The sequence below is a fragment of the Glaciibacter kafniensis genome (assembly GCF_039538945.1).
Classification (GTDB): domain Bacteria; phylum Actinomycetota; class Actinomycetes; order Actinomycetales; family Microbacteriaceae; genus Cryobacterium; species Cryobacterium kafniensis.
In genome coordinates this window covers 212,609-230,656 of the sequence record NZ_BAABCN010000003.1, presented here as the reverse complement: position 1 = coordinate 230,656, position 18,048 = coordinate 212,609, and the positions used below count along the sequence as shown (strand labels likewise).

Sequence of the window (18,048 nt, the reverse complement as noted above, 5' to 3'; positions counted from 1 at the left end):
GTGAAGAGGAGCGAACCGTGGCCAGAGCACTGTTCATCATTGACGTTCAGAACGATTTCACCGAGGGCGGCGCTCTCGGTGTTGACGGGGGTGCGCAGGTTGCCGCCGGTGTGAGTGAGCTGTTGGCGCAGCATCCGCGGTACTACAGTTCAGTCTTCGCCTCCCGGGACTGGCACGACATCGACAACGACAACGGCGGGCATTTTGCCAGGGACGCCGCGCCAGACTTCGTGAACACCTGGCCGGTTCACTGCGTGGCCGGCACCCCCGGTGCCGAATATCACCCGGCACTCGTGACCGATGCCGTCACTTTTCACATTCGCAAGGGTCAGGGCAAGCCGGCATACTCGATTTTCGAAGGAACCACCGAGGCCGGTGAGACGGTCGGCGCGCTGCTCACTGCGCGCGGTGTGACGGATGTCGACATCGTCGGCCTCGCTACCGACCACTGTGTGCGGGCGTCAGTGCTTGATGCGCTCGAGCATGGCCAGCACGTACGCGTGCTCACCGATCTGATCGCCGGCGTCGCCGTGGCACCGAGCGAAGCGGCCTTGGCCGAGGTCGCGCATGCCGGGGCGGTGCTGGCGTTGTCGACAGCAATCGTCGACGAACCTGTGGCCGGCGCGGCTGGCGCGGCTGGTGAGAGCGGCGCGGCGGAGGCGCCGACGCGCGACGACGCGGCGGAGAGCGATGCCGCGGCGAGCGACGCTGCCGACAACGACGCTGCCGAGAGCGACGCTGCCGACAACGACGCTGCCGAGAGCGACGCTGCCGACAACGACGCCGACGAATGGTCGGGGCACTCCTAGGGTCGCCACCGCACGACCGAATCGGCACCATGTCCGAATCGTTCAAGACGGCGGGGGAGCCGCTTTGTAGTCTGTCGGTATGAGCATTCACTTCAGTTTCATCGGCCTGGTCGTCGCCGATATGGCCCGTTCCCTCGCCTTCTATCGTCGACTCGGGGTTGCTGTTCCCGAGAACTCCGATGCCGAACCGCACGTCGAGGCCACCCTGCCCGGCGGTCTGCGACTCGGCTGGGACACCATCGACACCATCAGAACCTTCGACCCGAACTGGAGCGCGCCGACCGGGAGCCACCGGGTGGCGCTGGCATTCGACTGCGAGTCGCCGGCCGGGGTCGACGCCGCATACGCCGACATGGTGGATGCCGGTTTCGCCGCGCACGTTCAACCGTGGGATGCCTTCTGGGGGCAGCGCTACGCGACGATTCTCGACCCTGACGGCAACTCAGTTGATCTGTTCGCGGCGCTGCCTGACGCGCCGGCCAGCTGACCGGGCGTGACCCCGGCGAAGGCCTTCACCTCCCGGTTCAGGTGAGGCTGGTCGGCAAATCCGGTCGTCGCCGCCACTGCGGCGAGGGGAAGGCCCCGAGACAGGAGCTCGACGGCGCGCTGAAAGCGGAGGATGCGTTGGAGCGTGCGCACCCCGTAGCCGAAATCGTCGATGGCGCGACGGTGAAGTTGCCGAGGAGAGAGATCGAGCCGGTCGGCGATGTTACCGGCCGGCATGCCTGCCTCTGCCAGGCGGAGCAGCCCACGGCTGCGGTGCGCACGACTGAGGTCGAGAGCGTCGAGACGACCGACAACCAACTGCTCGAGGGTGAGAGCGAGCGCGTCGGCATCCGTCGGACCAGCCGATTCCAGGCGATCCCTCATCGGCCCGACCACGCTGGATGCCCAGATCGCGTCGAGGGGGATGCGCCGGTTGGTCAGTTCGTGGGCCGCAATGCCCAGGAGCGCCGGCGCGAACCCTGGGGCGAACCGGATGCCGGCCGTTGCGAATTCTGGCCGGCTCTCGGCGACCTGGGCGTGCGTGTCGGCGCCGGCCACGATCAGCCGATCGCCGAGCCAGATGATGTCGATGGAGCCGTCGGGAATGATGCGCGTTTCGCCGGCGACCTCAGCGGAATCACTGCTCCAGAGCGTCGCGCCGGCGATGCGAGAGGGGGTTTCGCGGTACACCCTTCAAGTATGAGCCTGTCGGTCGCGACGCGCTCCCGTAGAAGAGGACTACGACCCGCGGGCCGACCTTGCAGCCCGCGCGGTCGCGATCGATCACGCTAGGCCGCACTCGTTTCAGCAGCATCGGTAGGAATCAGCACGAGCGAGGCCAACTCGGCAGCAGCGGTGAGCACCGTATCGTTGGCCGCGACTGAACCGATCGAGACGCGCATCCCCTCGCCGGGGAACGGCCGCACCAGCAGGCCGTGCCGCTCGAACACCTCCACGCCGCGCGCAGTGTCTGAGCCGAGCGGAAACCAGACGAAGTTGGCGTGGGACTCCGGAAGTGACCAGCCCATCGCGCTCAAGGCCTCCGTCAGTCGATCGCGCTCGGCCACGAGCTCGTCGATGCGCACGGCCAGTTCATTCTCGGCCTGGAACGACGCAACCGCCGCGATCTGAGCGAGCTGAGTGACACCGAACGGGATCGCGACTTTGCGCAGGGCCTCGGCAATGTGAGCGGGGGAGATCGCATAGCCGATTCGCAGTCCGGCCAGACCGTATGCCTTCGAGAAGGTGTGCGACAGCACCACATTGGGGTAGCGGCGAAAGAAGTCGATCCCGACCGGGCTCTCTGGGTCGTGGTTGAAGTGCAGGTACGCCTCGTCGAGCACGACGACGATGTCGCTCGGCACCTCGGCGAGAAATGCGTCGAGCTTGGCGCTGCTCACGGTGGTTCCGGTCGGGTTATTCGGGTTGCAAACCAGAATGAGACGTGTGCGCTCGGTGATCGCCGCGAGCATCGCGTCGAGGTCGTGACGGTGGTCTGAATCGAGGGGGACGGCCACGGGGACGGCACCGCCGGCGCGCGCGAGCAGCGGATAGGCCTCGAACGAGCGCCAGGCGAACATGACCTCATCGCCCTGGCCCGCCGTGGCCCGCATCAGCTGAGAGACGATCTCCACGGAGCCACTGCCCAGCACGACCTGGGCGGGGTCCACCGCGAAGCGCTCGGCGATCAGCGCGGTGATCTCACGGCCCGACATGTCGGGGTAGCGGTTGATGCCGCCGATGCAGTCCGCGATCGCGGCGGCGACGGAGGGCAGCGGCGGATAGGGGTTCTCATTCGACGACAACTTGTGCGCAGGGGTTTCACTCGGGGCGGGAGCTTTGCCCGGCTTGTAGGCGGGGATGCTCTCAAGATCGCTGCGCAGGCGCGGTGCTGTCATTCCGGGTCTCCTTGGTGTGTCTCGGTGGTTCTCTGTGGTTCTCGGTGCCGCTCGTCAGGTTGACAGGGGCGAGGTCAAACCGTAGTGTCCATAATTAACTATAACCATTGTTTTGATTTTGATCCATGTCATTGCAGACATTGAAAGGCGGCGCAGAGTGTCACCGTCCCCGCGTTCTCAACCGACGGGCGAACGCCTCGACCTGCGCGTGCGCGACCTTCGTTTCGAAGCGGACGGGGTGCTCTCGATCGGACTCGAGCGTCCCGACGGGCAGGCGCTGACCGCGTGGCAGCCGGGGGCGCACCTCGACGTGCGCTTCGCCACTGGCGTCGAGCGCCAGTACTCACTGTGCTCTGACCCCTCCGACCGCTTCGAATGGCGAGTCGCCGTGCTGCGCGAGGAGCCGAGTCGCGGGGGCTCGCAGTATGTGCATGAGAGCCTGCGGCCGGGCGACCTCGTGAGTGTCGGTTCGCCGATCAATACCTTCGCGCAAGCGAGTGCTGCCCGCTATGTCTTCATCGCGGGCGGAATCGGAATCACGCCACTGCTGCCCATGATTCAGTCGGCAGAGGCGAGCGGCGCGCGCTGGAGCTTGGCCTACCTGGGGCGGGAGGAAGAGCGGATGGCGTTCCGCGGGCATCCGTTGCTCGCCGGCGGTGATGTGGAGATTTTCGCGCGCGACCGCGGCGCCCGGATCGATCTGGCGACCTGGATCGGCACCGTCGAGAATGCCGTCGTGTACGCGTGCGGACCCGAGCGGCTGCTCGAAGCGCTCGAAGACCTCGCCACCGATTGGCCAAGCGGAACCCTGCACGTCGAACGGTTCCAGGCCAAGGCCTTGGCCGAGCCGTTGTCTGCTGATGCCTTCGAGGTCGAGTGCCGGCGCTCGGGGGTCAGCCTGACCGTCGAGAACGGATGCAGCATCCTCGAGATGCTGGAATCCGCCGGAATCGGGGTGCCGAGTTCCTGTCTGGAAGGCGTATGCGGCACCTGTGAGACCCCGCTGATCGACGGGGAAGCGGAGCACCGCGACTCGATTCTGAGCCCCGACGAGCGAGAGGCGCAGGACACCATGATGGTGTGCGTCTCCCGTGCACTGACCTCGCGCCTCGTGCTCGATATCTAAACCACGATCTGACGAAGTATGGGAGAACAGATGGACACCGGAACCGCATACGACCTCACGCTGGGCGAGCCGCTGCTCGATCTCGCACAGGTAGGCAGGGGCACGCCGTACGGCGAAGTGCTGCGCCGCTACTGGCACCCCGTTGCCAAGGTGGAGAACGCGACCACCCGGCCGATCCCGGTCAAGATCCTGGGCGAGGAGCTCATTCTCTTTCGCACCCGCAAGGGCAAGGTCGGGCTGCTTCACCCGCGCTGCATCCACCGCGGGGCGTCGCTCTTCTACGGCGGAGTCGAAGATGAAGGCATCCGCTGCTGCTACCACGGCTGGGTCTTCGACCCGCAGGGCCACTGCCTCGAGCAGCCCTGCGAGCCAGAGCTCGGCTTGCACCGCGACCGCGTGCGGCAGCCCTGGTATCCCGTCGAGGAACGATACGGACTGCTCTGGGCCTACCTCGGCGATCCCGCCAAGAAGCCGCTGCTCCCGCGCTACGACACCTTCGAAAACCTGGCGGATGGCGAGCAGCTCATCACCGACGACTCCGGCGTCGGCGGCGGCGGACCGGCCCTGCTCGACTTCAACTGGCTGCAGCACTGGGAGAACGTGCTCGACCCGTTCCACGTGCCGATCCTGCACGCCCGCTTCAGCGGCAACCAGTTCACGCCGGAAATGGCGCTCATTCCCGAGGTGACTTACGAATACACCGAGCGCGGCGTGCGCTCCATCCAGATGCGCGAACTCGGCGACGGGCGCTCGCTCCGCCGGGTGACCGAGGTCATGTTCCCGAACATGCGCGTCGTCGCCAGTCCCAAACTGTCCTCCGGACAGACCAATATGATCGGCTGGGTGGTGCCGCAAGACGACACCTCCTTCGTGATCTTCACCATCGCCCGCGATACCGACCCCGACTTCCTGCGCAAACTCAGGTCTACCCACGACGGCAAGTCCTGGGCATCACTCACCGACGAAGAACACCAACGGATGCCGGGCGACTACGAGGCTCAGAAAAGCCAGGGTCCGATCTCGCTGCACGGCGAGGATCACCTCACGACGACCGACCAGGGAGTCGCGATGCTGCGACGGATGATGGCCAAACAGATTCGCGCCGTTGCCCAGGGCGGCAACCCGCCCGGCGTCATCTACGACGAAGCAGACCTGGTCGTGCCCATCGAGGGAGGAAACTACTTCGAGGGCGACCTCGTCGGCGCGAGCCAGACCGCCCAGCCGTGAGCAAGTACGAGCCGCGCCCGGCGCTGCGCGAGAAGCCGCTCCTGGTGCTCGGGATCAGCGACGTGATCGTACTCGAGGGGGACACGCGCGTGCCGACGAGCACGCACCACATCTCGGCCTGGGGCAAATGGGTGCGCGACGTGGCAATCGCCGACGACGCTCCGGCCCGGATCAAGGAGCTCAGCGAGGTCTTCGAGATCGTCTGGGCCTCGGAATGGGGTCACAACGCCCATACCGCATTTCGTGCTGTGCTCGACCTGCCCGAGACTCCCTGGGCGTTCCTGCCTGTGCAATTCGACAAGTTGGCCACGATCAGGGCATACGCCGATGGCTGGCCGTGGGTGTGGGTTGACGATGAGTTGGCCGACCTCGCCGCAGAACCGCCCATCTGCGCCGACGGCGTCGTCATTCGGGTCGATCCGCGCATCGGAATCAGCGGGCTGATTCCTGCCGACCTGCTCGCCGCCGTGCAGGCGCTGGGCTCGCCGAATGCGACAGCTCACCCCGTCTCAGAGAACAACGCACCGAATCACAAGGAGTAACGAGTGGCAGCCACGAAACCAGATTGCGCCATTGTCAACGGCTATCTCGTGCCGGTGGTCGGCGAACCGATCCCGAACGGCACGATTCTCATCGCCGGCGGCGTGATCACCGACATCGGCGACGCGATCGAGGTGCCGGCGGGCACGACGATCATCGACGCGCATGGACGATGGGTGCTGCCAGGCTTCATCGACCCGCACAGCCATGTGGGTGTGCACGAAGAGGGCAACGGCTGGGCCGGAGCGGACGGCAGTGAACTGACCGGTCCCAATATGGCCGGAGTGCGCGCCCTCGACGCCATCAACATCGAAGACGAGGGATTTCGCGATGCGCTCGCCGGGGGCGTCACCGCCACCGTGGTGAAACCGGGGTCAGGCAACCCGATTGGAGGCCAGACCGTCGCCCTCAAGACGTGGGGCGGGCGCACGGTCGACGAGCAGGTGATCAAGGCGGAGGTCAGCGTCAAGTCGGCGCTCGGCGAAAACCCCAAGCAGGCGTATGGCGATCGCAAACAGCTACCGAGCACCCGGCTCGGAATCGCCCTTGTCATTCGTCAGGCGTTCCACGCGGCCCGGCACTATGCCGCGACGCGCGACACAGCGCTCGCCGCCGGCGAGCCGTTCGCTCACGATCTGGCACAAGATGCCCTCGCCAGGGTGCTCTCCGGAGAATTGGCGCTCGACCAGCACGTGCACCGGCATGACGACATCGCCACGGCCCTGCGGTTGGCCGACGAGTTCGGCTATCGGCTGGTGATCAACCACGGCACTGAAGCCCACAAGCTGGCCGACGTGCTCGCCGAGCGCGACATCCCGGTCATTTATGGGCCGCTGCTCTCTGGGCGCTCAAAGGTTGAGGTGAGAGAGGCGTCGATCTCGAATGTCGTCACTCTCGCCGCGGCCGGAGTTCGAGTGGCACTGACCACGGATCACCCCGTCGTGCCGATCACCCACCTGGTGTTGCAGGCCGCGCTCGCCGTTAAGGCCGGACTTCCCCGCCAGACCGCGCTGGAGGCGATGACCATTCGGGCCGCCGAGATCTCGGGCATCGCCGACCGGGTGGGAGCTCTCACTGTCGGTCGTGACGCCGACATCGTGCTCTGGTCGGGCGACCCGCTCGACGTGATGAACCGTGCTGAACTGGTGCTCATCGACGGCATCGAAGTCTGCCGATGGGAGAACGACGGCTACGTCGTCGCCGAACGAGGAATGACAACGAGACGGAGCGCCGCATGAACTTCGATGCAGAAGCCAGAGCTCTGCTGCCCGAGCTGATCGCGATCCGGCGAGATCTTCACGCCCACCCCGAGATCGGTCTCGACCTTCCGCGTACACAGAGCGTGGTGCGGAGAGCGCTCGCGCCGCTCGACGTCGAGCTGCACCTCGGCAGCGGCAGCACGTCGGTCACTGCCGTACTCCGCGGAGGCAAGCCCGGGCCGACAGTGCTGCTGAGGGCCGATATGGATGCGCTCCCCATCGAGGAGGAGACCGGGCTCGCGTTCGCCTCGACGAACGGCGCCATGCACGCCTGCGGGCACGACCTGCATGTCGCCGGGCTCCTCGGTGCCGCCCGTCTTCTCGCGGCACACCGCGATGAACTCGCGGGAACAGTCCTGTTCATGTTTCAGCCCGGCGAGGAATCAGGGGGCGGCGCCCAGCTCATGATCGATGAGGGTCTGCTCGAAACGACGGGGGAGCGACCAATAGCCGGCTACGCGATCCATGTCGTGCCGGGTGAGCCCGGCGTCTTCCGCACCAGGGCCGGCGCAATCATGGCCGGGGCGAACGGCCTGCGTGTCGTCGTGCGCGGCCAGGGCGGGCACGGCTCTGCGCCCCACCTCGCCGTGGACCCCGTGCCCGTTCTGGCCGAGATCATCCTCGCGCTGCAATCATTCGTGACCCGCCGCTTCGATGTCTTCGACCCCGTCGTGATCTCAGTTACGAAACTCTCTGCCGGCGACGTGCTCAACGTGATCCCCGAACAGGCGACGCTGGCCGGAACGGTCCGCACGCTCTCGGCCGCATCCGTCGTCACGCTGCAGGAGGAGCTTCCCTCGTTGGTCGGCGGAATCGCTGCGGCCCACGGCTGCACGGCGGAGGTGCTCTTCGAGGTTGTCTACCCGGTCACCCTCAACGACGAGGCGACGGCGACGAATGCGCTGGCCACCCTGCGCGCCGAGTTCGGCGCAGCACGGGTACAGGCGATTGCGGCCCCGATGATGGCGTCAGAGGATTTCTCCTTCGTCGCGCATCAAGTGCCGAGCACCTTTGTGCTCCTCGGAGCGACGCCGGCCGAGGCGCTGTCCGACACCGTCGAGATGAACCACTCTCCGCGCGCACTCTTCGACGACGGCGTGCTCGGTTCTCAGGCTGCCGCACTGGCCGCCCTCGCCTGGTCTCACCTGGGTGCAGCGGGACCAGACGGAAACGCCGATTGACCCGGTCAGTGGCCGGTGCGTCCCAGCGTGCGGTGACGAAGCGCGGCGACTCGCACCTGTTCCTGGTCTGACGAGCGGATGGCGTCGACAAGCTCGTAGTGGATGCGGAGCCTCTCGGTGGAATCCTGCTGGAAACCGGGCACCCCGAGATTGGAGTCCGGTCCTGCGGAGTGGGTACTCTCGCCCTCGATGTAGTCGATCAAGTTGAGGTAGAAGGTTTTCAGAACGGCATTGGGGGAGATCTCGCCGATGCGGCGGTGCAGCTTCCAGTTGCAGTGCAGGCCCTCGATCGGGTCGTTCCACACCGCGGCGAGCTCAACCATCAACGCGTCGAGATCGGCAAGATCGGCCTCGGTGCGGAACATGGCCGCATCCCGGGCGATGCCCTCATCGAGCGCATCGAGAACCTCAAGCACCTCGTTGACGGTTGCCCCGCGCTGGCGGAGCTGCAAGACGCCGTGTGCGAGCTTGATCAGAGGCGATTGGTAGGCGACGAAGATTCCGCCACCGGGGCCGGGGCGTACCTCGATCAGTCCACGTTCACGCAGAACGCGCATCGCCTCGCCCAGTGTTGCGGGGGCGACGCCGAACTGTTCGCAGAGGTCTTGTTTGGTGCCGATTCGGTGGCCGGCCGGGAGCTTATCCCTGGCGATGCCTGCTTCGATCTCCTCGACGACGCTATCGGCGACCGAGTGCGTGTTGCGCAGTCGGTTGAAGGGCGCGCCCTGGTTCGACCGAGCCTGTTCCGGCGGTGTCGGGGACAGTGCCATTGCTACTCCTGAAGGTTGACGCGCGCGGTTCACATCTGGAACGACCGCTGTGCATTCACATCCTATGGAGCGGCGGGGCAAAAGTCGGGTAGTGAATGCGGCGAGTGAATAGTTGCTATAAATCATAATAACGAATACATTGTTTACGAGCGAAGCGGCTCACGAAAGGAAACTCATGACAGAGCAGACCGGCGGCGACCTTCTGGTCGAATCCTTGGCCAAGCAGGGCGTAAATCAGATCTTTGGGATTCCCGGAGTTCAGCTCGACGCTGCCGCCGACGCGCTCTATGCGCAGAGTGACCGCATCGCCTTCACCTGCGCCCGCAACGAGCAGGCCACGACATACATGGCCGATGGCTATGCCCGCAGCACCGGCGACGTCGGCGTGGCCATGGTCGTCCCCGGACCCGGTGTCTTGAACGCCCTGGCGGGCCTCGCGACGGCCTACTCGGCTAACTCGCCAGTGCTCCTGCTGGCCGGTCAGATTGACTCAAACGCCATCGGTCAGGGTCTCGGCGCATTGCACGAGCTTCCCGATCAGACCGGCATTCTCGAGCGTCTCACCAAATGGACAGGGACAGCCCGGCGTCCGGAGGACATCCCCGGACTTGTCGAAGAGGCATTCATTCAGCTGCGGAGCGGTCGGCCCCGCCCGGTCGCCCTCGAGGTTCCGCCCGATGTCCTCGCTGCGACGGCGACGGCAGCTATTCCAGACTACGTAGCCCCCCGGCCGCTACAGCCGACGGCATCCGACATCGATGCGGCCGCTGCACTACTGGCCGGCGCCCGGCGCCCGTTCATCTATGTCGGCGGCGGAGTGCTCGCCTCCGGAGCCTCTCGGGCCTTGACAGCCCTCGCCGAAGCGCTCGAAGCACCGGTCGTCGTCACCGAGAACGGTCGCGGCGCGATCGACGCTCGCCACCGCCTCGCCTTCGACCAGCTCGCCCTGCGTGCGCTGCGCGAACAAGCCGACGTCGTGCTTGCGGTCGGCACCCGGATGATGACGACCTTCGGCACCCAGGTGAATACGGGTGCGGCCCAGGTGATCCTGCTGAACGCCGAGGAAGCCGACCTGCATGGGCCGCGCACCGCCGCGGTGCGCGTGCACTCCGACGCCCGGCTCGGCCTGGAAGCACTCGCCGGCCAGATCGGGCGCCCCGCGCGCGAAAGCCGTGGCACGGAACTGGAGTCGGTGCGCAGCTGGCTCGCCGAACAGTTCAATGACATCGCCCCTCAGCGTGAGTACCTCGGCGTGATCCGTGAGGCGCTGCCGGAAGACGGCGTCTTCGTGAGTGAGTTCACTCAGGTCGGCTATGCCGCGAGCACCTGCTTTCCCACCTACCAGCCCAACACCTACATTGGGCCTGGCTACCAGGGAACGCTCGGCTACGGTTTCGCAACGGCGCTCGGCGCCAAGGCCGCGGATCCGAGCCGTTCGGTCGTCTCGGTCAGCGGCGACGGCGGTTTCGCCTGGACTATGCAGGAGCTGTCGACCGCGCGCAAGTACGACCTGGGCCTCGTCAGCATCGTCTTCAACGACGGATTCTTCGGAAACGTGCGTCGCATCCAGAAAAACCGATACGGCGCCCGCTACTTTGCAACCGACCTGACGAACCCCGACTACGGGCAGCTCGCCGCCGCATTCGGCGTGCAGTCGGCCCGTGCGGTGAACCCGGAACAATTGGCCGGCGTGCTCGCCGATGCGCTGACCGCCAACGAACCCATCCTGATCGATGTTCCGGTCGGCGAATTCCCGTCGCCGTGGCACCTGGTGCACGAAGGCATTCCCCGCCCGGCCCCGCTGGCTCCCGGTGCCCACCTCGTTCAGCAGCCGAGCTTCGCATGAGCGTCGTCACCCGCACGCACTACATCAATGGAGAATGGCTGCCCGCGCACGGCACCACGCTGATCGAGGTCGATAATCCGGTTGACGGGTCACTCGTCGGCGCGGTACCGGCCGGCGACGCGGTAGATGTGGACCGCGCGGTCGCGGCCGCACGCTCGGCCTTCGCGCCGTGGTCGGCAACAACCATGGAGCACCGCATCGCGGTCGTCGAGGCGCTGGCCGCCCTGCTCGACCGTGACCGCGACACCCTCGCGGCCATCCTGACCAGCGAGATGGGTTCCCCGATCACGTTCGCCCGTCAAGCCCAGGTGGGCGTTGCCATCGCCGACCTGCACGCCCTCGTCGGCGCCGCCCGCGCTCACCAGGAACGCGGGAGTGTCTCGAATTCGCTCGTCGTCAGCGAGCCGATCGGTGTGGTGGCGGCGATCACGCCCTGGAATTTCCCGTTGCACCAGATCGCGCTGAAGCTGGGTGCCGCCCTCCTGGCCGGATGCACTGTGGTGCTGAAGCCGAGCGAGGTTGCGCCGCTCAATGCGGTGCGTCTCGCCGAGCTCATTGCCGAGCTGGATCTGCCCGCCGGAACGGTCAATGTCGTCTTCGGTGACGGGCAGGCCGGGGAGCCGCTTGCCGCGCATCCCGACGTGGACATGGTCACCTTCACCGGGTCACGCGCGGTGGGGGAGCGCGTCGCCGTCGCGGCAGCGCGCACTATCACCAAGGTTGCCCTCGAGTTGGGCGGAAAATCTGCCGCTGTGATCCTCGACGACGCCCCGATCTCCGACAGCGTCACCGGTGTTCTTCGATCCTGTTTCGCCAATGCCGGTCAAACCTGCGCCGCGCTGACCCGGGTGCTGGTGCCGAACGCTATGAAACACGAGTGGGAGTCGGCGGCTGTGGCCGCGCTCGCCGGTTGGCAGCTCGGAGACCCTGCCGTCGAAGGCACAGCGGTGGGGCCCCTCGCCTCGCACAAGCAGCAGGGGGTCGTGCGAGGTTTCATCTCACGCGCGATCGACGACGGTGCCCGCCTGCTGGCCGGTGGCGCACAGGTCACCGAAGAATTCGAGGCCGGAGCCTACGTGCTCCCGACAATCTTCTCCGACGTCACGCCGGAGATGGCGATCTTCCGCGAGGAGGTCTTCGGGCCTGTCCTGGTGATCACCGGTTACGACACAGAGGCGCAAGCCATCGCACTGGCGAACGACAGCGATTATGGGCTGTCGGGCGGCGTGTGGTCGAATGATTCGGAGCGAGCATTGACGGTCGCCCTGCAACTGCGCACAGGCACCGTCGGCCTCAACGGCGCCGGCCTCGACGTTGGTGCTCCCTTTGGTGGCTACAAGCAATCCGGCCTCGGTCGTGAGTGCGGAACCCACGGATTCGAGGAATTTCTCGAGGTCAAGTCGATCATGGGCGCCGCTGCATTCCACTAGTTCTCCGACGGATGTCGCGCGCGCTCACAAGGCACGTGCGCCCTCCGGAGGCGTTTCGAAAAATACGAAACAAACCTGTTACACAGTTGATACACCGATATAAAGAATATTGATAATAATCAATTAACACTTATTTTCGCGCCAGATGGTCGGCGCCCGAGAAGGGAACACCATGAAACGAAGCATTGTCGCTCTCGTTGCGGGGACAGCGCTCATTGCTCTCTCCGGTTGTGCAGGTTCAGGAGCCGGAACCGGCGACGGATCCACACTCAACTTCGCCCTGTCCACTGACCCAGGGAAGATCAACCCGATTACCAACGCCACCCAGGCCGGTCAGGATGTGGCCGCGTTCACCTATGAGTCGCTCGTCAGCTTTCCGGTCGGAACCGACCCGGTCGGGCTGCTCGCCGACAGCTGGGTGGAGTCTCCCACCGAGGTGACGTTCACTCTCAAAGACGGCATCACCTGCGGTGACGGCTCAGCGTTCAGCGCCACGGATGTCGCTGCAACGTTCGAGTACGCCGAGAAGGAAGAGACGGGCTCGCCCTACCGCGGCGTGTACTTTCCGGCCCAGGGCCTGACCGTGACGCCCGATGAAGCCGCCAACACCGTCACCTTCACCTCCGAGCAGCCGCAGAGCTTCTTGGTGCGCACCATCGGTGCCCTGCCGATCGTCTGCGCCTCTGGCCTCGCGGACCCCAGCAAACTCGACACCGAGGCGTTCGGAACCGGTCCATACACGCTGACCGATTCCTCGGCAGGCCAGGACTACAGCTTCACCCTGCGCGACGACTACACCTGGGGCCCCAACGCGGTCACCTCGAAGACCGCCGGGCTCCCGAAGACCGTCAAGGCGCAGGTCGTAGCCAGCGCCTCGACCCAGGTGAATCTTCTGCAGTCGGGTGAGATTCAGCTGGCCACCGTCGGCGGCGCCGACCGTGACCGTTTGAAGAACGACGACTACACCACCCTCGACGTGCCTCTGCGCCCCGGACTCATCTTCTTCAACCAGGCCGAGGGTCGCCCCGCCCACGATCTCGAGGTGCGTCAGGCGATCGGCGCGGCCATCGACCGCGACGAGGTCGGCACCGTTGCCTCGTCGGGACGCGGCGAACCGATCACCAACCTGGTTTCGCCCATGGCCTCTGTGTGCCTCGGTTACGACAGTGCCGACGCGCTGCCCGAATTCGACGTGGACAAGGCCAACTCGATCCTCGACGCAGCCGGCTGGGTCGCCGGTACCGACGGCATCCGTTCCAAGAACGGTCAGACGCTGACCGTCAAGATGCTCTTCCCCGCAGAAGAGAGCGCCGGAGTGACCGCCGCAATCGAACTGTTGCAGCAGAAGCTCGCCGTGATCGGCGTCGATGCAGTGCCGACTCCGTCGAGCTCGTACACCGACGTCATCTTCCAGGGCGGCGACTGGGACCTCGTCTGGGCTCCGATCTACACCTCGCTCCCCAGCGACTGGCAGGGCATTCTCTCCGGAGACTTCCCGCCGAACGGCGGCAACTGGACCTACAACACCAACCAGGAGTACTTCGACCTGGCTGCACAGGCTCAGACCCTCGCCGGCGAAGAGAGCTGTGAGACCTGGACCGCGGCCCAGGACTCGCTGTTCACGAACCTCGAGGTGCTGCCCACCTACTCGTCTACCTCGACGATGTACGGCAAGGACCTGACCTTCGGACTCTCGAAGACGGTCATCGACCCGACCTCGCTGCGGCTGACCAAGTAGCCCGATGACCACAACCCTGCTCGTGCAGGCGGATTCCGCCGCGGCGACCCCCACCAGGGGTCGCCGCGGCAACCGCTGGTTGCGCTTCTTCCTCCGCCGTACCGGGCGAATGCTCATTGCGATGCTCGTCATCGTCACTGCCGCCTTCCTTGTTCTCCGCTGGGCCGGCGGAGACCCCGTGCGCTCCGCCCTCGGTGCCACCGCCGACGAGAGCGTGGTGCAGGCGCGCCGCGACCAGCTCGGCCTCAACGACCCGCTCATCGTGCAGTTCTTCAACTATCTCGGCGGGCTCTTCCGCGGCGACTTCGGAGTCTCGCTGATCACCGGGCGATCCGTGTCAGAGCTCGTGCAGAATCGTCTTCCGGCCACCCTCGAGCTAGCCGGAATCGCCTTTCTGGTCGTGCTGCTGATCGCCATCCCCGTCGGCCTGGCCGTGGCCATCCTGACTCAGGGCATGCGCCGTCGTGGAACAGAGCTGGCATTCACCGGCATCTCGGGTTTCATTGCTGCGATCCCCGAGTACCTGCTCGGCGTGGCCCTCGTCATCGTGTTCGCCATCACCTTTCAGATCTTTCCGGTCGCCGGGCGGGGTACACCCGCCTCGTACGTGCTGCCCGTTCTGGCCCTCTCGATCGGCTCTGCAGCCTCCCTCTCTCGCATCGCCAGGGTCGAAGCCCTGAACACGTTGAAAGAGGACTACGTGCGCACCGCGCGGTCGAAGCGACTGCCGGCCTGGATGATCTACTTTCGGCACGCCCTCCCGAACATGCTCACTGCAACGCTGACCCTCGGCGGCACGCTGTTGGCCACGATGATCGCGTCGAGCGTGCTCGTCGAACAAGTCTTCAATTGGCCAGGACTCGGCACCGCGTTCGTGCAGGCCATCGTCTCGAAGGACTACGGCATCGTTCAGGGGCTCGCCCTCGTCTATGCCGCCATCATTCTGGTCATCAATCTGATCGTCGACATCGTCATCGCGATACTCGACCGTCGAACGACACTTCTGGAAACCGCATGAACACTCGTTCTCTCGGCCGCTTCCTCCGGTCGCCGATGGCCATCCTCTCGTTGGCCTTCACGCTGCTCTTCATCGTCGTGGCGATTGTCGCCCCGATCCTCTGGGGAGAGCAGGCCACAGTCGCAAACCCCTCGGCGATCCTGACGCCGCCCGGTCCGGGGCATCCGCTCGGCACCGATGCCCTCGGCCGCGACATCTTGCTGCGCACCCTCGTCGCAACCCGGCTCTCACTGGTGATGGCACTCGTGGCCACAGTGATGGGGGCGGTGGTCGGGCTGCTGATTGGCGCCCTCCCCACCGTGCTCGGGCCGCGGGCGCAGCGACTGTTCAGCAGCGTGATCAACACCTGGCTCGCCTTTCCGGTGCTTCTCGTCGCCATGCTCACCGTGATTCTGCTCGGAGCCGGCTCGAACACCGCGGTGATCGCGCTCGCCTTGACGATGACCCCCTCCTTCGCCCGGTTGGCCCAGACACTGTCGTCGCGGGTCGGCGGCTCAGAGTATCTCGCTGCTGCGCGGATGCTCGGCGTCTCGCGGTCGCGACAGTTCACCAAGTACGTGCTCCCGAACATCGCGGAGCCCGTGATCGTCAATGTCACTATCTCGATCGGTGGCGGCCTGCTGGCGCTGTCGAGCCTGAGCTTTCTCGGTGTCGGCGTGCAACCGCCTGAGTACGACTGGGGTCGCTTGCTCAGCGAAGCCTTCGCCCAGGTTTACACCGCCCCGGCCGCCGCAGTCGGACCCGGCGTCGCCGTCGTGCTCGCCGGCATCACGTTCGGAATGCTCGGCGAAGCACTGGCCGGCCACCTGCGCACGCAGGGCGGCGGCAAGGTGCTGTCGCGCCGCAAGCTCGGTGCCGCACCGACGGCTCCGGTCCCGGCGACGGATGTTCCGGCCGCGCCGACGGCCCTCCTCGAAGTGACGGGACTGTCGGTTGCGTTCCCCGGCCCCCACGGCTGGATCCGTCCGGTGCACGACGTCACTTTCAGCATCGCGCCGGGCGAGATCGTCGGCGTCGTCGGGGAATCCGGCAGCGGCAAGAGCGTCACGATGATGGCGGTCGCCCAGTTGGCGGATGCCGGAGCAGCGGTGACCGCGCGCACATTGCGCTTCGGCCACGACGATCTGCTGGCCTCATCGTCAGAGAGCCGGCGCACGCTGGGCACCAAGATCGGCGTCATCTTTCAAGACTCCCTGACCGCGCTGAACCCGGCGATGCGGGTGGGCAGCCAGCTCGCCGAGGTGCCGCGCGTGCACGGCAAGGCGTCGCGCGCCTCGGCGCACCGCTCGGCCGTCGCGGCACTCGATGCCGTGCGCATTCCGGAGCCTGAGCGCCGGGCCAACCAGTTTCCTCACGAATTCTCCGGCGGGATGCGCCAACGCGCTTTGATCGCGATGGCTCAGATGGGCAAGCCGTCACTGATCATCGCCGACGAGCCGACCACCGCGCTGGACGTGACGGTGCAGCAACGCGTGCTCGCGCTGCTGCGTCGCGAATGCGAGGAGACGGGGGCCGCGGCCATCGTCGTTTCCCATGACATCGCCGTGCTGGCCGAGCTCTGCCAGCGCGTGCTGGTGATGTATGCCGGTCGGATCGTCGAGGACGTCGATGTGCGACTGCTCGCCACCCCCGAGCTGTTGGCGCATCCATACACACGGGCGCTCGCAGCGTCGCTGCCCGACCTCGACACCGACCGCACCCGGCCTCTGGCGACCATTCCCGGTGAGCCTCCGGCCCTGACCGAGCAGCTGCCGGGCTGCGCGTTTGCCGCGCGGTGCCCGTTCGCCACCGATCTGTGCCGCACCGAAACCCCGATCGCCCAAGACCACCAGCACGGTGGGCGGGTGGCGTGTTGGCATCCGCAGGACAGCCCGCTTGACCGGCAACGCACACTCGAAGGGGCGGTGCTCTGATGGCCGAACTCACAGTCGACAATCTGGTCGTGACCTTCGGGCACGGCACCAGCCAATTCAACGCGGTCGACGGGGTCTCTCTCACCGTGCCGCATGGCACCGTTGTCGGGCTCGTCGGCGAGTCGGGCTCCGGCAAATCAACTGTGGCACGCACCATTGCGGGGTTGCAGCCGGCGACCGCGGGCAGCGTGCAGATCGACGGCGTCGATATCCTGCGCACCCGTGGCGCTGCGCGCAAGGCGCGGGCCAAGCAAGTTCAGATGATCTTTCAAGACCCGTATTCGTCATTGAACCCACGGATGACGGTCGGCGAGACCATCGACGAGGTGCTGCTCACACACACCGACGCCGACCGGGCTTCCCGCCTGGCCTCGGCGAAGGAGCTTCTCGAGCTGGTGCGGCTGCGCACCTCAGCCCTTGAGCAGTACCCGAGCCAAATGTCGGGCGGGATGCGGCAGCGCGTGGCGATTGCGCGCTGTCTGGCGGCACGGCCAAAACTCATCGTGGCCGATGAGATCACCTCGGCGCTCGATGCGTCGGTGCAGGGTGCGGTGCTCAACTTGATGCGCGATCTGCAGAGCGAGCTGGAGCTGTCGATGGTGTTCATCACCCACAACCTCGCCGCCGTGCGGTACATCGCCGACACCACGGCGGTGATGAGTCAGGGCCGCATCGTCGAATTCGGGCCGTCCGACGAGGTGGTCGCGAATCCGCAGCATCCGTACACCCGCACACTCATCGACGCGATCCCACGAATCAGCAACGCCGGAACCGACGCGTTGATCAACAGCATCACGGAATGAGAAC

15 protein-coding genes and 1 pseudogene are annotated in these 18,048 nt (G+C 66.0%); 13 read left to right on the top strand and 3 right to left on the bottom strand.

The window, feature by feature from the left end; genetic code table 11:
* Positions 1 to 17 precede the first annotated feature (17 nt).
* Both ABD791_RS08955 and ABD791_RS08950 read left to right on the top strand, forming a co-directional pair.
* Positions 18 to 593: pseudogene (locus ABD791_RS08955) on the top strand (isochorismatase family protein); the annotation flags it as partial.
* A 295-nt stretch (positions 594 to 888) separates the two neighbouring features.
* Positions 889 to 1,296 (top strand): VOC family protein, encoded by a 408-nt coding sequence (locus ABD791_RS08950; RefSeq protein ID WP_345065090.1) that lies wholly within the window; start codon positions 889 to 891, stop codon positions 1,294 to 1,296.
* On the opposite strand, the gene ABD791_RS08945 is transcribed toward ABD791_RS08950, so the two are convergent.
* Both ABD791_RS08945 and hisC read right to left on the bottom strand, forming a co-directional pair.
* Positions 1,221 to 1,985 carry a helix-turn-helix domain-containing protein gene (locus ABD791_RS08945; RefSeq protein ID WP_345065088.1) on the bottom strand — a complete coding sequence of 255 codons (765 nt, stop codon included), beginning with the start codon at positions 1,983 to 1,985 and terminating at the stop codon, positions 1,221 to 1,223. The genes ABD791_RS08950 and ABD791_RS08945 overlap by 76 nt on opposite strands.
* A gap of 98 nt (positions 1,986 to 2,083) precedes the next feature.
* Positions 2,084 to 3,193, bottom strand: coding sequence for a histidinol-phosphate transaminase (gene hisC, locus ABD791_RS08940; RefSeq protein WP_345065084.1), 1,110 nt, complete (start codon positions 3,191 to 3,193; stop codon positions 2,084 to 2,086).
* A gap of 157 nt (positions 3,194 to 3,350) precedes the next feature.
* On the opposite strand from hisC, the gene ABD791_RS08935 reads away from it, so the two are divergent.
* The 5 genes from ABD791_RS08935 to ABD791_RS08915 are packed head-to-tail and all read left to right on the top strand — an operon-like array spanning position 3,351 to position 8,526.
* Complete coding sequence (locus ABD791_RS08935) at positions 3,351 to 4,319, top strand: PDR/VanB family oxidoreductase (protein ID WP_345065081.1); 969 nt, start codon at positions 3,351 to 3,353, stop codon at positions 4,317 to 4,319.
* A gap of 30 nt (positions 4,320 to 4,349) precedes the next feature.
* Positions 4,350 to 5,546 carry a Rieske 2Fe-2S domain-containing protein gene (locus ABD791_RS08930; RefSeq protein WP_345065078.1) on the top strand — a complete coding sequence of 399 codons (1,197 nt, stop codon included), beginning with the start codon at positions 4,350 to 4,352 and terminating at the stop codon, positions 5,544 to 5,546.
* Complete coding sequence (locus ABD791_RS08925) at positions 5,543 to 6,088, top strand: HAD domain-containing protein (protein ID WP_345065075.1); 546 nt, start codon at positions 5,543 to 5,545, stop codon at positions 6,086 to 6,088. The genes ABD791_RS08930 and ABD791_RS08925 overlap by 4 nt, the downstream gene beginning before the upstream one ends.
* Positions 6,089 to 6,091: 3 nt before the next feature.
* Positions 6,092 to 7,324, top strand: coding sequence for an amidohydrolase (locus ABD791_RS08920; protein WP_345065072.1), 1,233 nt, complete (start codon positions 6,092 to 6,094; stop codon positions 7,322 to 7,324).
* Positions 7,321 to 8,526 (top strand): M20 metallopeptidase family protein, encoded by a 1,206-nt coding sequence (locus ABD791_RS08915; RefSeq protein WP_345065069.1) that lies wholly within the window; start codon positions 7,321 to 7,323, stop codon positions 8,524 to 8,526. Before ABD791_RS08920 ends, ABD791_RS08915 begins: the two co-directional genes overlap by 4 nt.
* A 5-nt stretch (positions 8,527 to 8,531) precedes the next feature.
* Here the strand turns inward: ABD791_RS08915 and ABD791_RS08910 are convergent, their stop codons facing one another.
* Positions 8,532 to 9,296 (bottom strand): FadR/GntR family transcriptional regulator, encoded by a 765-nt coding sequence (locus ABD791_RS08910; protein WP_345065067.1) that lies wholly within the window; start codon positions 9,294 to 9,296, stop codon positions 8,532 to 8,534.
* A 175-nt stretch (positions 9,297 to 9,471) separates the two neighbouring features.
* Between ABD791_RS08910 and ABD791_RS08905 the strand changes: the two genes are divergently transcribed.
* The 6 genes from ABD791_RS08905 to ABD791_RS08880 all read left to right on the top strand — a co-directional run bounded on the left by ABD791_RS08905 (position 9,472) and on the right by ABD791_RS08880 (position 18,044).
* Positions 9,472 to 11,142 (top strand): thiamine pyrophosphate-dependent enzyme, encoded by a 1,671-nt coding sequence (locus ABD791_RS08905; protein WP_345065063.1) that lies wholly within the window; start codon positions 9,472 to 9,474, stop codon positions 11,140 to 11,142.
* The gene (locus ABD791_RS08900) at positions 11,139 to 12,572 is read left to right on the top strand and encodes an aldehyde dehydrogenase family protein (protein WP_345065059.1); all 1,434 of its coding nucleotides are present in this window, start codon (positions 11,139 to 11,141) and stop codon (positions 12,570 to 12,572) included. The genes ABD791_RS08905 and ABD791_RS08900 overlap by 4 nt, the downstream gene beginning before the upstream one ends.
* Positions 12,573 to 12,744: 172 nt before the next feature.
* The gene (locus ABD791_RS08895; protein WP_345065057.1) at positions 12,745 to 14,310 is read left to right on the top strand and encodes an ABC transporter substrate-binding protein; all 1,566 of its coding nucleotides are present in this window, start codon (positions 12,745 to 12,747) and stop codon (positions 14,308 to 14,310) included.
* Between the two features lie 4 nt (positions 14,311 to 14,314).
* Positions 14,315 to 15,328: an ABC transporter permease gene (locus ABD791_RS08890; RefSeq protein ID WP_345065055.1), complete on the top strand. Its 1,014-nt coding sequence runs from the start codon at positions 14,315 to 14,317 to the stop codon at positions 15,326 to 15,328.
* Positions 15,325 to 17,241 carry a dipeptide/oligopeptide/nickel ABC transporter permease/ATP-binding protein gene (locus ABD791_RS08885; protein WP_345065052.1) on the top strand — a complete coding sequence of 639 codons (1,917 nt, stop codon included), beginning with the start codon at positions 15,325 to 15,327 and terminating at the stop codon, positions 17,239 to 17,241. The genes ABD791_RS08890 and ABD791_RS08885 overlap by 4 nt, the downstream gene beginning before the upstream one ends.
* Complete coding sequence (locus ABD791_RS08880) at positions 17,241 to 18,044, top strand: ABC transporter ATP-binding protein (protein WP_345065049.1); 804 nt, start codon at positions 17,241 to 17,243, stop codon at positions 18,042 to 18,044. The genes ABD791_RS08885 and ABD791_RS08880 overlap by 1 nt, the downstream gene beginning before the upstream one ends.
* The last annotated feature ends 4 nt before the right edge of the window (positions 18,045 to 18,048 follow it).